13 protein-coding genes and 1 pseudogene are annotated in these 19,007 nt (G+C 71.2%); 4 read left to right on the top strand and 10 right to left on the bottom strand.

The annotated features are described in order from the left end of the window. Nucleotides 1–125 precede the first annotated feature (125 nt). From EES42_RS11650 to EES42_RS11625, 6 genes and pseudogenes are all read right to left on the bottom strand, one after another. A pseudogene (locus tag EES42_RS11650) lies at nucleotides 126–1,514 on the bottom strand (alpha-amylase family protein); the annotation flags it as partial. Between the two features lie 407 nt (nucleotides 1,515–1,921). Then, on the bottom strand, nucleotides 1,922–2,977 hold the full coding sequence (locus EES42_RS11645; protein WP_124718051.1) for a LacI family DNA-binding transcriptional regulator: 1,056 nt from the start codon (nucleotides 2,975–2,977) through the stop codon (nucleotides 1,922–1,924). Continuing rightward, nucleotides 2,962–4,638, bottom strand: a complete 1,677-nt coding sequence (locus tag EES42_RS11640) for a glycoside hydrolase family 13 protein (protein ID WP_124718050.1) — start codon at nucleotides 4,636–4,638, stop codon at nucleotides 2,962–2,964. Before EES42_RS11640 ends, EES42_RS11645 begins: the two co-directional genes overlap by 16 nt. A gap of 102 nt (nucleotides 4,639–4,740) precedes the next feature. Next, the gene (locus EES42_RS11635; protein ID WP_124718049.1) at nucleotides 4,741–5,622 is read right to left on the bottom strand and encodes a sugar ABC transporter permease; all 882 of its coding nucleotides are present in this window, start codon (nucleotides 5,620–5,622) and stop codon (nucleotides 4,741–4,743) included. Continuing rightward, complete coding sequence (locus EES42_RS11630) at nucleotides 5,619–6,638, bottom strand: carbohydrate ABC transporter permease (RefSeq protein WP_124718048.1); 1,020 nt, start codon at nucleotides 6,636–6,638, stop codon at nucleotides 5,619–5,621. The genes EES42_RS11635 and EES42_RS11630 overlap by 4 nt, the downstream gene beginning before the upstream one ends. A 19-nt stretch (nucleotides 6,639–6,657) precedes the next feature. Continuing rightward, on the bottom strand, nucleotides 6,658–7,932 hold the full coding sequence (locus tag EES42_RS11625) for an extracellular solute-binding protein (protein ID WP_124718047.1): 1,275 nt from the start codon (nucleotides 7,930–7,932) through the stop codon (nucleotides 6,658–6,660). Between the two features lie 358 nt (nucleotides 7,933–8,290). Here EES42_RS11625 and EES42_RS11620 point away from each other — a divergent pair, with 358 nt between their 5' ends. Both EES42_RS11620 and EES42_RS11615 read left to right on the top strand, forming a co-directional pair. Next, the gene (locus EES42_RS11620; protein ID WP_124718046.1) at nucleotides 8,291–9,322 is read left to right on the top strand and encodes a LacI family DNA-binding transcriptional regulator; all 1,032 of its coding nucleotides are present in this window, start codon (nucleotides 8,291–8,293) and stop codon (nucleotides 9,320–9,322) included. 117 nt (nucleotides 9,323–9,439) lie between these two features. Next, nucleotides 9,440–10,420 carry a phosphatase PAP2 family protein gene (locus EES42_RS11615; RefSeq protein ID WP_124718045.1) on the top strand — a complete coding sequence of 327 codons (981 nt, stop codon included), beginning with the start codon at nucleotides 9,440–9,442 and terminating at the stop codon, nucleotides 10,418–10,420. Between the two features lie 24 nt (nucleotides 10,421–10,444). On the opposite strand, the gene EES42_RS11610 is transcribed toward EES42_RS11615, so the two are convergent. Together EES42_RS11610 and EES42_RS11605 are read right to left on the bottom strand one after the other, a co-directional pair. Further along, complete coding sequence (locus EES42_RS11610; RefSeq protein WP_124718044.1) at nucleotides 10,445–12,043, bottom strand: amidohydrolase; 1,599 nt, start codon at nucleotides 12,041–12,043, stop codon at nucleotides 10,445–10,447. 11 nt (nucleotides 12,044–12,054) lie between these two features. Continuing rightward, the gene (locus EES42_RS11605; protein ID WP_124718043.1) at nucleotides 12,055–13,515 is read right to left on the bottom strand and encodes an APC family permease; all 1,461 of its coding nucleotides are present in this window, start codon (nucleotides 13,513–13,515) and stop codon (nucleotides 12,055–12,057) included. Nucleotides 13,516–13,655: 140 nt separating this feature from the next. Here EES42_RS11605 and EES42_RS11600 point away from each other — a divergent pair, with 140 nt between their 5' ends. Beyond that, nucleotides 13,656–14,270, top strand: a complete 615-nt coding sequence (locus tag EES42_RS11600) for a TetR/AcrR family transcriptional regulator (RefSeq protein WP_124718042.1) — start codon at nucleotides 13,656–13,658, stop codon at nucleotides 14,268–14,270. A gap of 48 nt (nucleotides 14,271–14,318) precedes the next feature. Here the strand turns inward: EES42_RS11600 and EES42_RS11595 are convergent, their stop codons facing one another. Further along, nucleotides 14,319–17,309 carry a bifunctional [glutamine synthetase] adenylyltransferase/[glutamine synthetase]-adenylyl-L-tyrosine phosphorylase gene (locus EES42_RS11595; RefSeq protein ID WP_124718041.1) on the bottom strand — a complete coding sequence of 997 codons (2,991 nt, stop codon included), beginning with the start codon at nucleotides 17,307–17,309 and terminating at the stop codon, nucleotides 14,319–14,321. Nucleotides 17,310–17,508: 199 nt separating this feature from the next. On the opposite strand from EES42_RS11595, the gene EES42_RS11590 reads away from it, so the two are divergent. Next, nucleotides 17,509–18,027, top strand: a complete 519-nt coding sequence (locus EES42_RS11590; protein ID WP_124718040.1) for a pyridoxamine 5'-phosphate oxidase family protein — start codon at nucleotides 17,509–17,511, stop codon at nucleotides 18,025–18,027. 9 nt (nucleotides 18,028–18,036) lie between these two features. On the opposite strand, the gene EES42_RS11585 is transcribed toward EES42_RS11590, so the two are convergent. After that, entirely contained in the window at nucleotides 18,037–18,840 is an 804-nt protein-coding gene (locus EES42_RS11585) for a putative protein N(5)-glutamine methyltransferase (RefSeq protein ID WP_124718039.1), read from the bottom strand. Between the last annotated feature and the right edge of the window lie 167 nt (nucleotides 18,841–19,007).

The following is a 19,007-nucleotide window of genomic DNA, read 5'->3' as shown; positions in this document are numbered from 1 at the left end:
GGGCGTCTCCTCGGACGGCGCAGACTCACCCGACACCGCGAGTGAGCCGTTCTATTGCTGCGCCGCCCTGCGGGGATCGCCCTGGTACGCCCCCGCCCCCGGTGTCGCTCCGGTCAGCCCGTGGTGCCGACGCCCGTGCAGGTACGGGCGTTCACCTGGAGTGCCACCGCCGTGTTGGCGCCGAGCGTCGCGGTGAACTGGCCCGAGCCGTTCACCTTGACGCCGTTGCCGGACTGGATGTCGCAGTAGTCACCGGCGGGCAGCGAGGTCTGGAACGTACGGGTCAGCGCGGAGCCCTCGTGGTTGATCGCGACGTACGCCTTGGCGCCGCGGCCGAACGCGATCCGGTCGCCGCCGTCGTCCCACCAGTCGGTGACGGCCTCGCCGCGCGCGGTGTTGCGGAAGCCGACCATGGAGGAGATCTCGCGCCAGGCGTGCTGGCACTTCCAGCCGTCGCTGTAACAGGCGTTCACCGTGCCGCCATTGGGCGGGCCCGCGTCCTTGTCGGACCATTCGTAGCCGGAGTGGACGTCGGGCGAGCCGTACGGCCAGGCCAGCATGAAGACATTGGCGAGGGTGTAGTTCGCGCCGTCCTTGTAGTTCAGCGTGTCGCCGCCGCGCTCGGTGTCGTGGTTGTCGACGAAGACCGCCGCCTTCGACGAGGGCATGAAGCCCCAGCCCTCGCCGTAGTTCTTCAGATAGGCGAGGTTCTCGTTGTTGAAGACCTGCTTGAGGCCGCGGGCGTACCGGAATTCCTGGACGTCCCCGGTGCCGGTGTACTCGTCCGGCGAGACCGCCTCGCCCGCGCCGTATATCGCCTCCTGCTTCCAGTAGACGTTCGGGTCGCCCAGCCGTGACTTGATGTTCGCCAGGTCCGCGGCGGGCATGTGCTTGGCGGCGTCGATCCGGAAGCCGTCCACGCCCAGGGAGCGCAGGTCGTCCAGGTAGGCGGCGATCCGGCCGCGTACGTAGTCCTCGCCGGTGTCCAGGTCGGCGAGGCCGACGAGTTCGCAGTTCTGGACGTTGGCGCGGTCCTGGTAGTTGCTGATCTGCGCGGTGCAGTCGTCCATGTCGGCCGCGGAGTACACGCCGGGGTAGTCGTACTTGGTGTACGAGGAGCCGCCGGTGCCGGTGCCCGATCCGGCCGACATGTGGTTGATGACGGAGTCCGCGACGACCTTGACGCCGGCCGCGTGGCAGGTGTTGACCATGGCGGCGAAGGAGGCCCGGTCGCCGAGCCGTCCGGCGATCTTGTAGCTGACGGGCTGGTACGAGGTCCACCACTGGCCGCCCTGGATGTGCTCCTGGGGCGGCGAGACCTGTACGTAGCCGTAGCCGGCCGGGCCGAGGGAGTCCGTGCAGGCCCTGGCCACCGAGTCGAACTTCCACTCGAAGAGGACCGCGGTGACGTCCTTGTCGCCGGGGGCGGCCGCCTGAGCGGTCGTGGTGGGGGCCACGAGGGCGGCGGCGCCTGCTGCCAGGGCGAGCGCCGCGGACAGTGGTCTGCGTGCCATGTTTCCTCCTGCTGTGGGGGGAAATGCGGGTGACGGTGCAGCCTCACGTGGCAACGCGCCCTGCCCTCAAGGCTCCTGAAGGTTCTTGCTGCAAGAATGCAAACCTTGCCGCAGCCGAGACCGTACGAGCCCATCAGGTTCCGGTCAACCCTTTGGACATGACCCGCTCACATCCACGAAACCCAGGAGTTTTCTCCCTGCAAGCACTTACGCAAAACATTGCAACGCTGTTAAGTTTCTCCCGACTCCGGTCCGGTCGGCCGGGGGTTCCGGCGATCCCGGACCCCACGCGCCCGGCCGGCCGGGCCGGTCAAGGACAAGAGAGGCACCCGGGGCCGCTCACTCCCCGCAGGCCCATCCAGGGCCGGCTCCCGGTGCCTCTCCTGTACCGTCCGGCCCCATGGGCCTCAGCAGCCCCGGAGTGCGGCGGTGGACCCCCGTACCACCAGCTCCGGCTGGAACACGTACTCCGTGCGCTGCACCGGGCTGCCGCCGATCTCCTCCAGCAGGGCGCCCACCGCCGCCGCGGCCATCGCCTGGACCGGCTGGCGCACCGTCGTCAGCGGCGGATCGGTGAACGCGATGAGCTGCGAGTCGTCGAAGCCCACCACCGACACGTCGCGCGGCACACCGAGCCCGCGCTCCCGGGCCGCACGCACCACGCCCAACGCCATCAGGTCGCTGCCGCAGACGATGCCCGTGCACCCCTGGTCGAGCAGCGCACCGGCCGCGACCTGGCCGCCCTCGACGCTGAACAGCGTGGGACAGACGAGGAGTTCGGCCTCGGCACGGTCCAGGCCCAGCAGGTTCACGACGGCGTCGACGAAGCCCTCGCGCTTGCGGCGGGCCGGCACATAGCGCTGCGGCCCGATCGCCAGACCGACCCTGTTGTGGCCGAGGTCGGCGAGGTGCCCGACGGCCATCCGCACGGCGGCGGCGTCGTCGGGCGAGACGAACGGCGCGCTGATCCGCTCGTTGTAGCCGTTGATCAGGACGAACGGTACGCCGCGCTCGGTGAGCGCGGCGTACCTGGCCGGGTCGGCCGACATGTCGGCGTGCAGCCCGGAGATGAAGACGATCCCGCCGACGCCGCGCTCCACGAGCTGCTCGACGAGTTCGTCCTCGGTGGCGCCGCCGGGCATCTGGGTGCAGAGCACCGGGGTGTAGCCGTGCCCGGCCAGCACCTGCTCGACGGACTGCGCGAACGCCGGGAAGATCGGGTTGGTGAGTTCGGGCGTCACCAGTCCGATCAGCCCGGCGCTGCGCTGCCGCAGCCGTACGGGACGTTCGTAGCCCAGGATGTCCAGCGCCGCGAGCACCCGCTGACGGGTGGTCTCCGAGACGCCCGGTTTCCCGTTGAGCACCCGGCTGACGGTCGCCTCGCTGACCGCTGCCTGGCCGGCGATGTCCGAGAGCCTCGGCGCACCGGTCCTGGGCGGAGGAACCGTCACACCGTCCACCACACCGTGGTGTCGGCGGGCAGCTCGATCTCGGCGCCGTCGGTGACGACCGGGCTGCTGGACAGCAGGACGGTGCCGCGCACGGGGATGCGGACCGGGCGGCCCGTCGTGTTGACGGTGCAGACGAAGCCGGGGCGGGCGAAGATCAGCAGCCCCTCGGGCGCCTGGAGCCACTCCACCGAGCTTCCGGCACCGAGCCCCGGGTGTGCCCGGCGGGCGGCGATCGCGGCCCGGTACAGCTCCAGGGTGGAGCCCGCCACGCCGGTCTGCGCCTCCACGGACAGCTCGCCCCAGCCCGTGGGCTGCGGCAGCCAGCTGCCGCCGTCGCCGAAGCCGTACGAGCTGCCCTCGCGGGTCCACGGGATCGGCACCCGGCAGCCGTCGCGGAAGCCGTCCTGGCCCTCGGCGCGGAAGAACGACGGGTCCTGGCGGACCTCGTCGGGCAGGTCGGTGACGTCGGGCAGGCCGAGCTCCTCGCCCTGGTAGACGTAGGCGGAGCCGGGCAGTGCCAGCATCAGCAGGGTGGCGGCGCGGCCCCGGCGCAGGCCCAGCTCGCGGTCGCCGGCGGTGCGGATCTGGGTGCCGAGGCCGGGCGGGTTGGCGAACCGGGTGGTGTGCCGGGTCACGTCGTGGTTGGAGAGCACCCAGGTGGTGGGGGCGCCGACCGGGCGCATCGCGTCGAGCGAGGTGTCGATGACCTTGCGGAGCTCGGCGGCGTCCCAGGAGGTGGACAGGTACTGGAAGTTGAACGCCTGGTGCATCTCGTCGGGGCGCACGTAGTTGGCGGTGCGCTCGACGGTGGGGGTCCAGGCCTCGGCGACGGCGATGCGGTCGCCGGGGTACTCGTCGAGGATAGTGCGCCAGGAGCGGTAGATCTCGTGCACCCCGTCCTGGTCGAAGAACGGCATGACGTCGTTGCCGAGCAGCTTGAGCTGGTCGTGGCTGCCGAGGTCGGGCAGGCCGGTGGCCTTGACGAGGCCGTGGGCGACATCGACCCGGAAGCCGTCGACACCCATGTCGAGCCAGTAGCGCAGGATCGAGCGGAACTCGTCGGCGACGGCCGGGTGTTCCCAGTTGAAGTCGGGCTGCTCGGGCGCGAAGAGGTGGAGGTACCAGTCGCCCGGGGTGCCGTCCGGGTCGGTGGTACGGGTCCAGGCGGGGCCGCCGAAGACGGACTCCCAGTCGTTGGGCGGCAGTTCGCCGTCCGTACCCTTGCCGGGGCGGAAGTGGTAGCGCTCGCGCAGCGCGGAGCCGGGGCCCTCGGCGAGGGCGCGCTTGAACCACTCGTGCCGGTCCGAGGAGTGGTTGGGCACCAGGTCCACGATGATCCGCAGGCCCAGGTCGTGGGCGTCCCGGATCAGCCCGTCGGCGTCCAGCAGGGTACCGAACATCGGGTCGATGGCACGGTAGTCGGCGACGTCGTAGCCCGCGTCGGCCTGCGGGGAGGCGTAGAAGGGGCTGAGCCAGACCGCGTCGACGCCGAGGCTCCTGAGGTACGGGAGCCTGTCGCGTACGCCTGCGATATCGCCCATGCCGTCGCCGTTGCCGTCGGCGAAGCTCCGCGGATAGACCTGGTAGATCACCGCGTCCCGCCACCAGCCGGTCTGGTGGGCCGGAGCGGCGCCGGACGTGCCGGTGGAGGGGGCAGCGAGGTGCTGGGTCATGTCATCCCTGGGGTGTCTGGGTGGGGAGCGGCGCCGGGGCCGGGTCGGGATTCCGGCGGCCGCCGTGACTGGTGCGTGCGGGTCGTGCTGCGGTCGTCGGTCTCAGCCCTTGACGGCTCCGGCGGACATGCCGGTCACGAGGTGCTTCTGCGCGAACAGGAAGACCAGGGCCGCGGGTATCGCGATGAGCACGGACGCGGCGGTCATCGGGCCCCACTGGGCTCCGTACTGGTTGACGAAGAGCTGGAGTCCGCCGGCGAGGGTGAGGTTGTCCTCCCCGACCATGAAGGCGGAGGCGTAGGCCACTTCGCCCCACGCGGTGATGAAGGAGTAGAACGCGGTGACGGCGAGGCCGGGCTTGGCGAGCGGCAGGATCAGCCGCCAGAACGTGCCGAACGGGGTGAGGCCGTCGACCTGCCCGGACTCGTCGATCTCGCGCGGGATGGTGTCGAAGAAGCCCTTCATCATCCAGGCGCAGAACGGCACCGAGATGGTGAGGTAGGTGATGACGAGGCCGGCGGGCTGGTTCAGCAGCCCCATGCTCGCCATGATGTTGTAGATCGGCACGATGAGGACGGCGACCGGGAACATCTGGGTGACCAGCAGCGTCCACATCAGCCCGCGCTTGCCGGGGAAGCGGAAGCGGCTGACGGCGTAGCCGGTGGAGGCGGAGACGATGACGCCGAGGAGCGTGGTGAGTCCCGCGATGAGCAGGGAGTTGCCGAACCAGGTGAGGAACTTCGTGTTCTGGATCAGGTTCGTGTAGTTCTCGAACGTGGTCTCTTTGAAGAAGTCCGTGGTGGTCGCGAACGCGGCGGGCTTCAGCGAGGTGAGCAGGACCCACAGCACGGGGAAGACGGCGATCACGGACGCCACGATGAGCGTCAGGTGCAGGCCGGCGGAGGCCAGCGGCGAACGCTCCCCGCGCAGCCGGACCTTGGGCGCGGAGTGGCGCGCGGCGGGGGTGGGTGCGGTGGTGGTCACCAGTCGTCTCCCTGGGTGCGCAGGACTCGCCGGTAGACGGCGGCGAAGATCAGCAGGAGTACGAGGATCAGTACGCCCCAGGTGGAGGACTGCGCGAAGTCGCGCGGGCTGATCTCGAAGGAGAACTTGTACGCCTGGGTGACCAGGATCTGGGTGGCCTCGCCGGGTCCGCCGCGGGTCAGCAGGTAGATCACCGGGAACATGTTGAAGGTCCAGATGGTGGAGAGCAGGATCACCGTGGTGGAGACCGGCCGCAGTCCGGGCAGCGTGATGTGGCGGAACCGCTGCCAGGCGGTGGCGCCGTCCATCTCGGCGGCCTCGTAGTGCTCGCTGGGGATCGACTGCAGTCCGCCGAGCAGGGCGACCATCATGAACGGCACGCCGAGCCAGACGTTGACGGCGATGACGGAGAACTTCGCCCAGGTGGGGTCGTTCAGCCACGGGATGCCGTCGATCCCGCCGCCGGAGAGGATTTTGTTGAGCAGCCCGCGGTCCTCGTTGTAGAGGAAGCGCCAGGCGAAGACGGAGACGAAGCCGGGGATGGCCCAGGGCAGGATCAGCGCCATCCGGTACGCGGAGCGGCCGGCGATCCGGCGGTTCAGGATGTTGGCGAGGGCCATGCCGAGGCAGAAGGTGATGGTCACGCAGGAGACCGTCCACACCAGGGTCCAGCCGAGCGTGCCGAGGAACTGTTCGCCGGTGAGTGCCTCGGTGTAGTTGTCCAGACCCACGAACTCGTACGTGGCGGGCAGGTGGTTGACCCCGATGGACCGCGCGACGTTGCGCTCGTTGGCGTCGGTCATCGACAGGTAGATGCCGCGGACCAGCGGGTATCCGATGATCACGCCGATCACGACGACGACCGGGGCGACCATGGTCCAGGCGTACCAGTGGGTCGACAGGGCCCGCCGGAGCCTGCCCGGCGGTGTGGGTGTGCCAGTGCCGCGGCTCCGGCCGCGGGCGACGGTGTCGTCGTCCGCGGCCTTCGCCACCGACTGGCTGGTGTGGACAGCCATCAGCCGGCCTGCCTTCCTGTTACTTCCAGCCCTTGAGGAGCTTGCGGTAGGAGTCGCCGGTCGTCTTGGTGGCCTTCTCCGGGGTGGCCTGGCCGGTGAGGACCTTGGTGTACTCGGTCACGAGCGGGGCGAAGAGGCTGCCGGTCTCGGGGATCCAGGGGCGCTCGACGGCGGTCTCGACGACGGGCTTGAAGAAGCCGACGATCTCGTTGTCGACGACGTCCTGCCGGGCGTAGGCGGAGGTGCGGGTCGGCAGGAGGCTCAGCTCCTTGGTGACCTTGGCCTGGGTCTCGGCCGACGTCATGTAGTCGACGAAGGCGTAGGAGGCGTCGAGGTTCTTGGAGCCGGCGTAGACGGCGAGGTTGTGGCCGCCCTGCGGGGCGCCCTGCGCGGCGGAGCCGGCCGGGACCGGGGCGATGCCCAGGTTGGCCTTGTCCTTGAACTCCTTGCCGGCGTAGGTGTCGGCGACGGCCCACGGGCCGTTGATCATCATGGCGACCTTGCCGTCCTTGAAGGACGCCTGCATGTTCTCCCAGCCGTCCGTGGCATCGGTCTTGGCCGCCCCGGAGTCGACGAGGTCCTTGACGACCTTCATCGCCTTGACGCCCGCGGGGTTGTCGATGGTGACGGACTTAGTGGAGGCGTCGACCATGTCGCCGCCCTCGCCGTACAGGAAGGAGAGGAACCAGTACGCGTCGTCGCCGCGCAGGTACATGCCGGTCTTGCCGGTCTTGTCCTTGATCTTCTTGGAGACGGTCTTCAGCTCGTCGACGGTCTTGGGGACCTCGACGCCGGCCTCCTTGAAGATCTTCTTGTTGTAGAAGATGCCCATGGAGTCGATGACCTGCGGCACCGCGTACGTCTTGTCCTTGTACTTGGTGGACGCGGCGGCCTGCTTGAGGAAGTCGTCCGAGTTCTTCAGCGCGGTGGTGCCGTCGAGCGGGGCGAGGTAGCCGAGGTCCGCGAACTCGGGGGTCCAGGCGACCTCGGAGCGGATGACGTCGGGGGCGTCGGAGCCGGACTGCGCCGCGTTCTTGAACTTGTTCTGCGCGTCGCCGAACGGCACGTTGACGTACTTGACGTCGACCTTCGGGTGCTTCTTCTCGAAGTCCTCGGCGATCTTCTTGAAGACCTTGTCCTCGCTGCCCGCGGTGGAGGTGTCCCACCACGTCACCGTGCCGGAGAGCTCGCCCGAGCTCTTGCCCGTGCCGTCGGACTCGTTGTCGCTGCCGCAGGCGGTCGCCGCGAGGGCCAGGGCCGCGACCAGGGCGGTGGCCGTTATGCCACGTCGCATCTGAACTCCTTCAACTGCCGTACCGCTCCGTCGCGGCGCCGGGTCGACGAGAACGTAACAAGGATGAAAGAACGCCGAAAGAGTTTGCGGAAGATTTCTGCAAGCGCCGACGATCGTTACATTCGCGTGTCCTCACGGTTGCCGTCAAGACCCTTGACGCCGGGCATCGTGCCCTGACAGCAGCAGGCCACAGCCCGCGGGCCGTGCGGTGCGACGATCCGACCGGAGCCGGCAGACCCGGCTCGCAAGACCTTGCAAGATGTTGCCGGTAAACCCTCGGGAACCGGCGCACGGAGGCAGTCGTCCGATTCATGCCCATGGTGGGCAATCCGACATACGCCCGGTACAGTCCACTTCCATGACCGCACGGCTTGCCGATATCGCAACTCAGGCGGGGGTCAGCGAAGCGACGGTCAGCCGTGTACTGAACGGCAAGCCCGGGGTTGCTGCGGCCACCCGCGAATCCGTTCTCGCCGCGCTCGACGTCCTCGGCTACGAACGGCCCGTACGGCTGCGCAGGCGCAGCGCGGGACTGGTCGGCCTGATCACACCCGAGCTGGAGAACCCCATCTTCCCCGCCCTGGCCCAGGTCATCGGCCAGGCGCTGACGCGGCAGGGCTACACGCCGGTGCTCGCCACCCAGAGCCCCGGCGGCTCCACCGAGGACGAGTTGACCGAGATGCTGGTCGACCGCGGTGTCTCGGGCATCATCTTCGTCTCCGGGCTGCACGCCGACACCTCGGCCGATATGCAGCGCTATGAGCAACTGCGCGCCAAGGGCGTCCCGTTCGTCCTGGTCAACGGTTTCTCGCCCAAGGTCCAGGCGCCGTTCATCTCGCCGGACGACCGGGCCGCGATGCGGCTCGCGGTGACGCATCTGGTGTCGCTGGGCCATCAGCGGATCGGGCTGGCGGTCGGCCCGAAGCGGTTCGTGCCGGTGCTGCGCAAGATCGAGGGCTTCCACGCCACCATGCGGGACCAGTTGGGCCTCGCGCCGGAGGCGGTGGAGGAGCTGATCCAGCATTCGCTGTTCACTCTTGAGGGTGGACAGGCCGCGGCCTCGGCGCTGATGGAGCGGGGCTGCACGGCGGTGGTGTGCGCGAGCGACATGATGGCGCTCGGCGCGATCCGGGCCGCCCGGCGGCTGTCGCTGCGGGTGCCGCGCGATCTGTCGGTGGTCGGATACGACGACTCGCCGCTCATAGCGTTCACCGACCCGCCGCTGACCACGATCCGTCAGCCGGTGACGGCGATGGGCCAGGCCGCCGTACGCACGCTGCTGGAGGAGATCGGCGGCACGCCCGCTCCGCACAGCGAGTTCGTCTTCATGCCCGAACTGGTCGTTCGCGGTTCAACGGCAGCCGGGCCCGCTCCGGCCGCCACCGCCTGACCGCTCAAGGATCCCACGCCCGCCCCCTGCACGCAGTCCGGCACCCACGGATGTGCGGCCCGGCCCCGGCCGGAGGATGATCGGGCGGAAAGGCATTTTCTGGCAGACTCTGTGCCTATGGGTGAATTGAGCGTGACATCGAAGGAAGGCCGGTCGGAGGCCACCCCGTCACCCATCGTGGACGAGGCGGCCCCTGCGGCGAACGCGAAGCAGAGCACCGGACGGCGTGACGGCGGCCCGGTGGGACCGCGTTTCCCGCTCGCCGCACTGCGTGCGCTGCGCTCCCCGCGCCGGCCGCACATCTGGTTCGAAATCCTGCTCGTCGCGGCCAGTTACTGGGTGTACTCGCTGGTCCGCAACGCCGTCCCGGAACAGCGGACCGAGGCGCTGCGCAACGCGGACCGGATCTGGTCGGCCGAGAAGTACCTGGGCATCGCCGTGGAACAGACCGTCAACCACGCGGTGAATTCCGCGACATGGCTGATCGTCTCGATGAACTACTACTACGCGACGCTGCACTTCGTCGTCACCGTCTGTGTGCTGGTGTGGTTGTTCCGCCGTCACCCCGGCCGTTACGCGGCGGCCCGGCTGGCCCTGTTCGCGACCACGGGTGTGGCGCTGCTCGGCTACTACCTGTATCCGCTGGCGCCGCCCCGGCTGATGAACGGCGGCCACTTCATCGACACCGTGCTGGTCCACCACACCTGGGGTTCGATGGCCTCGGGCAACTTCAAGAACATGTCGAACCAGTACGCGGCCATGCCGTCGATACACATCGGCTGGTCGCTCTGGTGCGGCCTGACCGTCTTCGCGCTGACCTCCGCGCCCTGGGCGCGCGTCCTGGCCCTGCTCTACCCGACGATCACCCTGGTCGTCATCGTGTCGACCGCCAACCACTTCTGGCTGGACGCGCTGGGCGGCATGGCGTGCCTCGCCTTCGGTTACGCCGTCTCGTACGCCTGGTACGGCTCGCTGCCGCACCATCTGCCCAGGCGGGTGCCGCCGCCGCGCGGCAGGGCCCGGCTGGCGGGGCTGTCCGCGGGCGCGCCGGTCCGGACCCGGCGCCCGGCGGCGGGCGCGGCGGCGGGCCGTCGCTGAGGACCCGGCCCGCCCGTCACCGCCTCAGCCCCGGTGCGTCACACGCCCCCCGCACACCGTGAGCCGCACCGGCGCCTCGCCCAGCTCGTCCGCCGGTGCGTCCACCGGATCCACCCCGAACGCCGTCAGATCGGCCCGGTACCCCACCGCGATCCGGCCCGCGACCCGCTGCTCCCCGGCGGCGACCGCCGCGTGCGAGGTGCAGCCCTCCAGCGCCATCAGCCCGGTCAGCGCCTGCTCGGCGGTGACCGGCTCGGTGTCGTACGCCCCGGGCAGCCGCCGCAGCCGGGCCGTGGCCAGCACCTGCCGTACGTCGTAGTGGGCGATCGGCCAGTCCGAGCCCAGCGCCAGGTACGCCCCGGCGTCGCGCAGGTCCCGGCAGCGCCAGGCCCGGCCGGCCCGCTCGTCGCCCAGCCGCTTCGACCACTCGTCGCTGTGGTCGGCCCGGGTGTACGCGGTGTGGGTGGGCTGCATCGAGGCGATCACCCCCAGCTCGGCGAACCGGGCGGCCAGGCCGTTCGGCACGGTCTCGATGTGCTCGACGCGGTGGCGGAGCCGGCCGCTCTCCCCCAGCGCCTCCACGGTGTCCAGCACATGCCGCACGGCCGCGTCCCCGATGGCGTGGGTGGCGGTGCGCACCCCGGCGTGGTGCAGTTGGTGGACGGCGGCGGTGTACGCCTGCGGGTCCGGCCAGAACGCCTCGGTGCCCTCACCGTGGCAGTCGGCGTGCTCCAGCCAGGCGGTGCCGCCCTCGACGGTGCCGTCCATGAAGAACTTGACGCCGCCGACCCGCCAGAGCCGGCCCGCCTCGCTCTGTACGCGTACCAGCTCCTCCAGGGCCTCCCGGTCGGCGCCCGGCATGCACCAGGGGGCCAGCCGCAGCCGTACCGGCAGGTCGGTCTCCTCCTCCACGGCGGCCAGCAGTCCGGGCACCGAACCGTCGGCGAGGTCCATCACATGGGCCCCGGTGAGACCGGTGGCGGCCATGCCGGAGAGCAGCTCCACGAGGCGGGCGCGGCGCTCCGCGGACGAGGGCCTGGGCAGCCGTTGCCCGACCAGGTCCATCGCGGCGTGCTCGATGAGGTGCCCGGTGGGGCGGCCGTCGGGGTCGCAGACGACGGTGGAACGCTGGACGAAGGAGCGAGGGCCGGTGATCCCGGCCCGTTCCAGGGCCGCTCCGCTGGCCAGGGCGGAGTGCCCGTCGTAGAGCCGGATGAAGGCGGGGGCGCCGCCGATGGCGTCCTCGATCAGGGCCCGGTCGACGGGGCGGCCGCCGAAGGCGTTGTGGTCCAGGCCCCAGGCGACGATCCAGCCCTCGGTCCGCTCGGCCGCGGCCAGGGCGGCGCGCAGCCGGTCGAGGTCGCGGACGGCGGTGAGGTCGGTGCCGGTGGCCATCTCCAGGCCCCACACGGGGTGGCTGTGCGCGTCGACCAGGCCGGGGGTGAGGGTGGCCCCGGACAGGTCGATGTGCTCGGTGCCGCTGCCGCGCCACTCGCGCAGCCCGGCCTCGTCGCCGACGGCGGTGATCACCCCGTCCTTGACCGCCACGGCGGTGGCTTCCGGCCGGGCCGGGTCGAGGGTGCGGACACGGGCTCCGGTGAGGAGGAGGTCGGCTGCGGACACGGTGGAACTCCTTAGACGGTGGTGGAGGAGGGAGCGGCGGCGGGCACGGGGTCCGGGGTCGACGGCTCGGCGGCGAACCGGGCGTACACCTCGGGCCTGTCGCGCTTCAGCCGGTGGGCGAGCGCCAGTCCGATCAGGAAGACCGCGGGCACCAGGGAGACGAGCACGGTGTTCACCCCGGTGGAGGCGCCGGAGAACAGATCGACGTGGTCCGTGACCAGGAAGATGGCGGCCGCCAGCAGCACGGCGGCGACGACCGGGGCGACGACGGTACGGAACCGGCCCTCGCCGTGCTCGAACCGGCGGAAGTACAGCGGTACGGCGATCGCGGCGAGCAGCTGGAGCAGCATCAGGCCGAGCATTCCCGGGGTGTTGACCCAGAGCAGCAGCTGCGCGTACGGGTCGGCGCCGGCCGCCGCGAAGGCGATGACGATCACCGCTCCGAGCGCGATCTGGGCGAGACCGGCCACGTAGGGGGAACGGTGGCGAGGGTGGACGCGGCCGAGCGCCTCGGGCAGCACCCCTTCCTCGGAGAGCGCGAGCCCGTACCGGTTGATGGCGTTGTGGAAGGCGAGCAGCGAGGCGAGGACGCTGGTGACGATCAGGATGTGCATCAGGTCCGCGGCCCAGGGGCCGACGTAGTGGGTGATGGCGGAGAAGAACAGCCCGCCCGGGTCGGTGGCCGCGGCCTCGACGACGTTCGCGTCGCCAAACGCCTGGACGACGGTCCAGACGATGAACGCGTAGAAGAGCCCGAGGAACGCGACGGCGATGTAGGTGGCGCGGGGGACGGTACGGTCCGGGTTCCGCGCCTCGCGCCGGTAGATCACCGTGGACTCGAAGCCGGTGAACGCGGCGAACGCGCAGGCCAGCACGGCTGCCGTGCCGGGTACGAGGACATTGCCGGGGGTGAACGAGGCGAGCGAGATCCCGTCGGCCCCGCCGTCCAGCAGCACCCCGCCGGCGAGCAGTACGAGGATGCCGGTCTCGGCCACGAGCAGCACCCCGAGGACCTTGGCGCCGAAGTCGATGGAGCGGAAGCCGCCGTACCAGATGAGCAGCAGCCCGGCGAGGGAGACCGGCAGCCAGGGGATGTCGACGCCCCACAGGGCCTGGACGGTGTCGGCGGTGGTGGAGCCGAGCAGCCCGTAGACACCGATCTCCATGCCGTTGTAGCCGAGCATCGCGATCAGGGCGGCGGCGATGCCGACGGGGCGGCCGAGGCCCCGGGTGATGTACGCGTAGAACGCGCCGCCGCTGCGGACGTGGCGGCTCATGGTGGTGAACCCGATGGCGAAGATCGCGAGGGTCACACCGGCCAGCAGATAGCCGACGGGGGCCCCGATGCCGCCGAGCATGATGGCGATGGGGGCGACTCCGGCCATCACCGTGAGCGGGGCGGCGGCCGAGATGACGAAGAAGGCGATGTCGGCGGTGCCGAGGGTGCCTTTTCTGAGGGTTGGCGCATCCATGCGAGAGGAGAGCCCTTCTGCGACTGGCGGGGGCAGGGACCGGTGACCAGAAACCTAAAGGCTTTCGGTTTGCGCAATGTAGCCTCACCCATGGGCATCCGGGAAGACCTCCCGGAGGACACACGTCAGGAGAAAAACGCATGGGACGGCCGCGCACACCGCTGCTGGACCGGGAGCGCATCACCACCACCGCGCTCGAACTCATCGACGAGAAAGGCGAGTTCAGCGTCCCGCAGATGGCCCGGCGGCTCGGGGTGCAGACCGGTTCGGTCTACCACCACGTGGACGGAAGGGGCGGGGTCGTCGAGCTCGTCCGGGAACGGGTGTGCGCCGCGATCGACTCCGCGGCCTTCGACGTGGAGCCCTGGGACGCGGCCATGACGGCCTGGGCCCGCTCCTACCGTGCCGCGTTCGCCGCCCACCCGCGCGCGATCCCACTGCTGATGACAACACCGGTGCGCGCCCCGAAGGTCCTGGAGCACTACGAGCGGGCGGTCCGGCTGCTGCTGGGCGTCGGCTTCGCGATGGCCGAAGTGATGGCGGTGATCACCGCGCTGGAGAACCTGGTCCTGGGGTCGGCGCTGGACCTGGCGGCCCCGGAGACGATGTGGGAGCTGCCGGACGACACCACGACGCCGCGCCTCGCCGAGGCGCTGGCCGCGGTGGGCACGGGCCGGGCGGACGCGGCGTTCGAACTGGCACTGGGCGCGTTCATCGGGCACGCCCGCGCGCTGCTGGACGCGAAGGAGGCGTGACAGGGACGGCCCACGCGCCCCGCCTCACGCCCGGCCACGCGCCCCGCCTCACGCCCCGTAGAACCGCTCCTCCATCACCGCCCGCGCCCGCCGGGTGATCCGCCGGTAGTCGTCCAGCATGTCCCCGACGTGCCCCGGCTCGTACCCCAGGTACCGCCCGACCGCGGTGAGTTCACGCGGACCGGACGGGAAGGTGTCGCCCGGCCGGCCGCGTACCAGCATCACCGCGTTGCGCACCCGGGTCGCCAGCACCCATGCCTCGTCCAGCGTCTGCGCGTCCTCGCCGGAGATCAGCTCCGCCGCGCAGGCCGCCGCCAGCGCCTCGCGGGTACGGGTGGTGCGCAGCCCCGGTTCCGCCCAGCCGTGCTGCATCTGCATCAGCTGGACGGTCCACTCGACGTCGCTCAGCCCGCCGCGCCCCAGCTTGGTGTGGAGCGTGGGATCCGCGCCGCGCGGCAGCCGCTCGGACTCCATCCGGGCCTTCAGCCGCCGGATCTCACGGACCGCGTCCTCCCCCAGGCCCTCCATGGGATAGCGCAGCGGATCGACCAGCTCGATGAACGCGCGGCCCAGTTCCGCGTCACCCGCGACCGGTTCGGCGCGCAGCAGCGCCTGGCTCTCCCAGACCAGCGACCAGCGCCGGTAGTACGCCTCGTACGACGCCAGCGAACGCACCAGCGGTCCGCTCTTGCCCTCCGGCCGCAGGTCTGCGTCGATGATCAACGGCGGGTCGGCGGTGGGCAGTTGGAGCAGCCGGCGCATCTCGGCGACCACCGCGTTCGCGGCCCGGCCGGCCTCCTGCTCGTCGACGCCCTCGCGCGGCGAGTGGACGAACAGCACATCGGCGTCGGAGCCGTAGCCCAGCTCGTGGCCGCCGAAGCGGCCCATGCCGATGACCGCGAAGCGGGTGGGGAGGGTGTCCCCCCACTGTTCGCGCACGGCGGCGCGCAGGGCGCCCGCGATCGTGACGGCGTTCAGATCGGTGAGCGCGTTTCCGACCCGGTCGACCAGCGCCCCCGGGTCCTCCTCGGCAGGCCTGTCCTCCGTGCCGTACGAGCCGATGAGGTCGGCGGCCGTGGTCCGGAACAGCTCGCGCCGCCGCACCCCGCGCACCACCGCGACCGCGGTCTCGGCGTTGTCCGCCCGCCCCACCGCGGCCAGCACCTCCTGCTCCAGGTTCTCCCGGGTGCGCGGCCGCAGCCCCTGCGGGTCGCCGAGCAGCGCCACCGCCTCCGGGGCCCGCAGCAGCAGGTCGGGGGCGAGCCGGCCGGCCGACAGCACCCGGGCGAGGTTCTCCGCCGCCGCGCCCTCGTCCCGCAGCAGCCGCAGGTACCAGGGGGTCTTGCCGAGCGCGTCGGACACCTTGCGGAAGCCGAGCAGCCCGGCGTCCGGGTCCGCGGAGTCCGCGAACCAGCCGAGCAGCACCGGCAGCAGGGTGCGCTGGATGGCGGCCTTGCGCGACACCCCGGAGGACAGCGCCTCCAGATGCCGCAGCGCGGCGGCCGGATCGGCGTAGCCGAGCGCTTCGAGCCGGTGCGCGGCCGCCTTCGCGCTGAGCCGGGTCTCCCCCGGCGCGAGCTGGGCGACGGCGTCGAGCAGCGGCCGGTAGAACAGCTTCTCGTGCAGCCGCCGCACCACGGAGGCGTGCCGTTTCCACGCCTGGTTGAGTTCGGTGATCGGGTCGGTGCGCATCCCGAGGGAGCGGCCGATCCGCCGCAGGTCCGGCGCGTCCTCGGGGACGAGGTGGGTGCGGCGCAGCCGGTAGAGCTGGATGCGGTGCTCCATGGCGCGCAGGAAGCGGTAGGCGTCGTCCAGTTGCGCGGCGTCCACCCGGCCCACGTAGCCGCCCTCGGCGAGCGCGCGCAGCGCCTCCAGCGTGGTGCCGCTGCGCAGGGTGGTGTCGCTGCGGCCGTGCACCAACTGCAGGAGCTGTACGGCGAATTCGACGTCCCGCAGCCCGCCGGGGCCGAGCTTGATCTCGCGGTCGACGCGGTCGGCGGGGATGTTGTCGACGACGCGGCGGCGCATCTTCTGCACGTCGGGGACGAAGTTCTCGCGGTCCGCGGCCTGCCACACCAGCGGCGAGACGGCCTCGACGTACTCCGCGCCGAGTTCGGGGTCGCCGGCCACCGGCCGGGCCTTGAGCAGCGCCTGGAACTCCCAGGTCTTGGCCCAGCGCTGGTAGTACGCGAGGTGCGAGGAGAGGGTCCGTACGAGGGGGCCGTTGCGGCCCTCGGGGCGGAGGTTGGCGTCGACGGGCCAGATGGTGCCCTCGACGGTCGTGTCGGAGCAGATCCGCATCATGTGCGCGGCCAGCCTCGTGGCGGCCTGCACGGCGTCGCTCTCCTCGTAGCCGTCGACCGGTTCCGCGACGAAGATGACGTCGACGTCGGAGACGTAGTTCAGCTCGTGGCCGCCGCACTTGCCCATCGCGATGACGGCCAGCCGGCAGCGGGCGGCGTCGGCGGGCGCCGCCGTACGGGCGATGGCCAGCGCCGCCCGCAGGGTCGCGGTGGCCAGGTCGGCCAGTTCGGCGGCGGCCTCGGCGACGTCCGTCGTACCGCACACGTCACGGGCCGCTATGGCCAGCAGGCACCGCCGGTAGGCGACGCGCAGCGAGTCCGGGTCGTCGGCCCCGGCGAGCCCCTGCTCGAACTCGGCCACGCCGGGGTGGAGATCAGCGGCCTCGTAGGTGACCAGGGCCTGCCAGTCGCGGGGGTGGCGGGCGAGGTGGTCGCCGAGCGCCTCGGAGGCGCCGAGCACCCCGAGCAGCCGGTCCCGCAGCGGTTTGGCGGTGATGAGGGTGTCCAGCAGGATCTGCCGCTCGTCCGCCTCCTCGGCCTCCACCAGCCGGACCAGCCCGTTCAGGGCCAGATCCGGGTCGGCGGTGGCGCCGAGGGCTTCGAGGAGCACCGGGTCGGAGCGCACGGAGGACAGATCGGGCAGATCCAGGAGCCGCTCGGCGGCCGAGGGGTCGGTGAAGCCGTGCCGCAGCAGTCGGGTGAACGTGCTGCTCCTGCGTCCCGGCACCGTCGTCATTCCGTGCTCTCCCGCTCGCCGCCACACACAATCCAGCGCTCCGAGCTTACGGCCTCCCCCGGTGATGGGGAGTGGGCTCGCAGGGCCCTGCGAGCCCACTCCGAGGAATCGGGAGCGCGTGTTCCGATGATTCCGGAGCGCGTGCGCGGTCTTCACTTCGCGGGCACGATCATTTCCACGACCGGACCGGGAGGCCCACATGTCAGGATTCGAACCCTTCGCCGAGCTTGATCCCGACTACAGCGAGGCGGGCGCGACGGCCTGCCCGTGGTCGGTGGCGAGGGAGCTGCTGACCGGGGCGGAGGTGTACTGGCTGTCCACGGTCCGTCCCGACGGCCGCCCGCACGTCACTCCGCTGATCGGGGTGTGGGCGGACGGCGCGCTGCACTTCGCCACCGGCGCCGAGGAACGCAAGGCCCGGAACCTGGCCGCCGGCCCCGAAGTGGTGCTGATGACCGGGACCGGGGACAACTCCATGTCGAAGGGGCTCGATGTGGTGATCGAGGGCCGGGCCGAGCGGGTGACGGACGAGGCACCGCTGAACCGGCTGGCCGCGGCCTGGGAGGCGAAGTACGGCCCGCAGTGGCACTTCGACGTCCGGGACGGCACCTTCGTGAACGGGGGCCGTGCGGCACTGGTGTTCCGGGTGCGCCCCCGCAAGGCCTTCGGCTTCGGCAGGGGCGCCCACTTCAGCCAGACCCGGTGGCGGTTCAGCTGACCGTGCCGCTCACGGACGGTGCGCCGGGCCGGGCCTGGTGGCGATGACGACGGTCGCGTACAGCTCGTCGGAGGTGACCACGCGCGGGATCAGGCCGCTGCGGGCGACGGTCTCCTCGGCCCGTGCCGCCTGCCGTTCGCTCGTCTCGACCAGCAGATGCCCGCCCGGCGCCAGCCACCGCGGGGCCTCGGCGGTGACCCGGCGCAGGACGTCGAGGCCGTCCGCGCCGCCGTCCAGCGCCACCCGCGGTTCGTGGATCCGGGCCTCCGGGGGGAGCAGTTCGACGTCGTCCGTGGGTACGTACGGCACATTGGCCAGCAGGATCTCCACCCGGCCGCGCAGCGAGGCGGGCAGCGGCTCGAAGAGGTCGCCCTCGTACACCTCGCCCGCGTCACCGATGTTGCGGCGGGCGCACCGCACGGCGGCGGGTTCGACGTCCGCGGCGTGGAGTTCGGCCCGGCCCAGCGTCGCGGCGAGCGCGGCGCCGAGGGCTCCGGAGCCGCAGCACAGGTCGACGACGACCGCTCCGGGACCGGCGAGGGCGGCGGCCTGCCGGACCAGGAACTCGGTGCGGCGGCGGGGTACGAAGACGCCGGGGCCGACGGCGATCCGCAGGCCGCCGAACTCGGCCCAGCCGAGGACGTGTTCCAGGGGAAGTCCGGCGACCCGCCGTTCGACCATGGCGGCGATCGCGGCGGGGCCGGCGGCGGTGGCGAGGATCAGTTCCGCCTCGTCCTCGGCGAATACGCAGCCGGCGGCGCGGAGCGCGGGGACGATGGTGGCGAGGGTGAGGGGTGAAGCGGTGACCGACATGTGCGGAGCCTTTCGGGAAAGCCGATGGGCGCTCCGCGGTCGACTATGTCGGGTCGACCACGCGTTCGCGAGAGCTGAGCACCCAGCCTGATACAGCGGTAATGGGTCTCACCTCCTCGGTCGGCCCCCGTGTGGGGATGCGTCACATTACACCTGCCGGGAGAACA

It is taken from the genome of Streptomyces sp. ADI95-17 (assembly GCF_003846175.1).
GTDB classification, from domain to species: domain Bacteria; phylum Actinomycetota; class Actinomycetes; order Streptomycetales; family Streptomycetaceae; genus Streptomyces; species Streptomyces sanglieri.
Note: the sequence above shows the minus strand (reverse complement) of the source record. Positions and strands in the feature narration are given on the sequence as shown.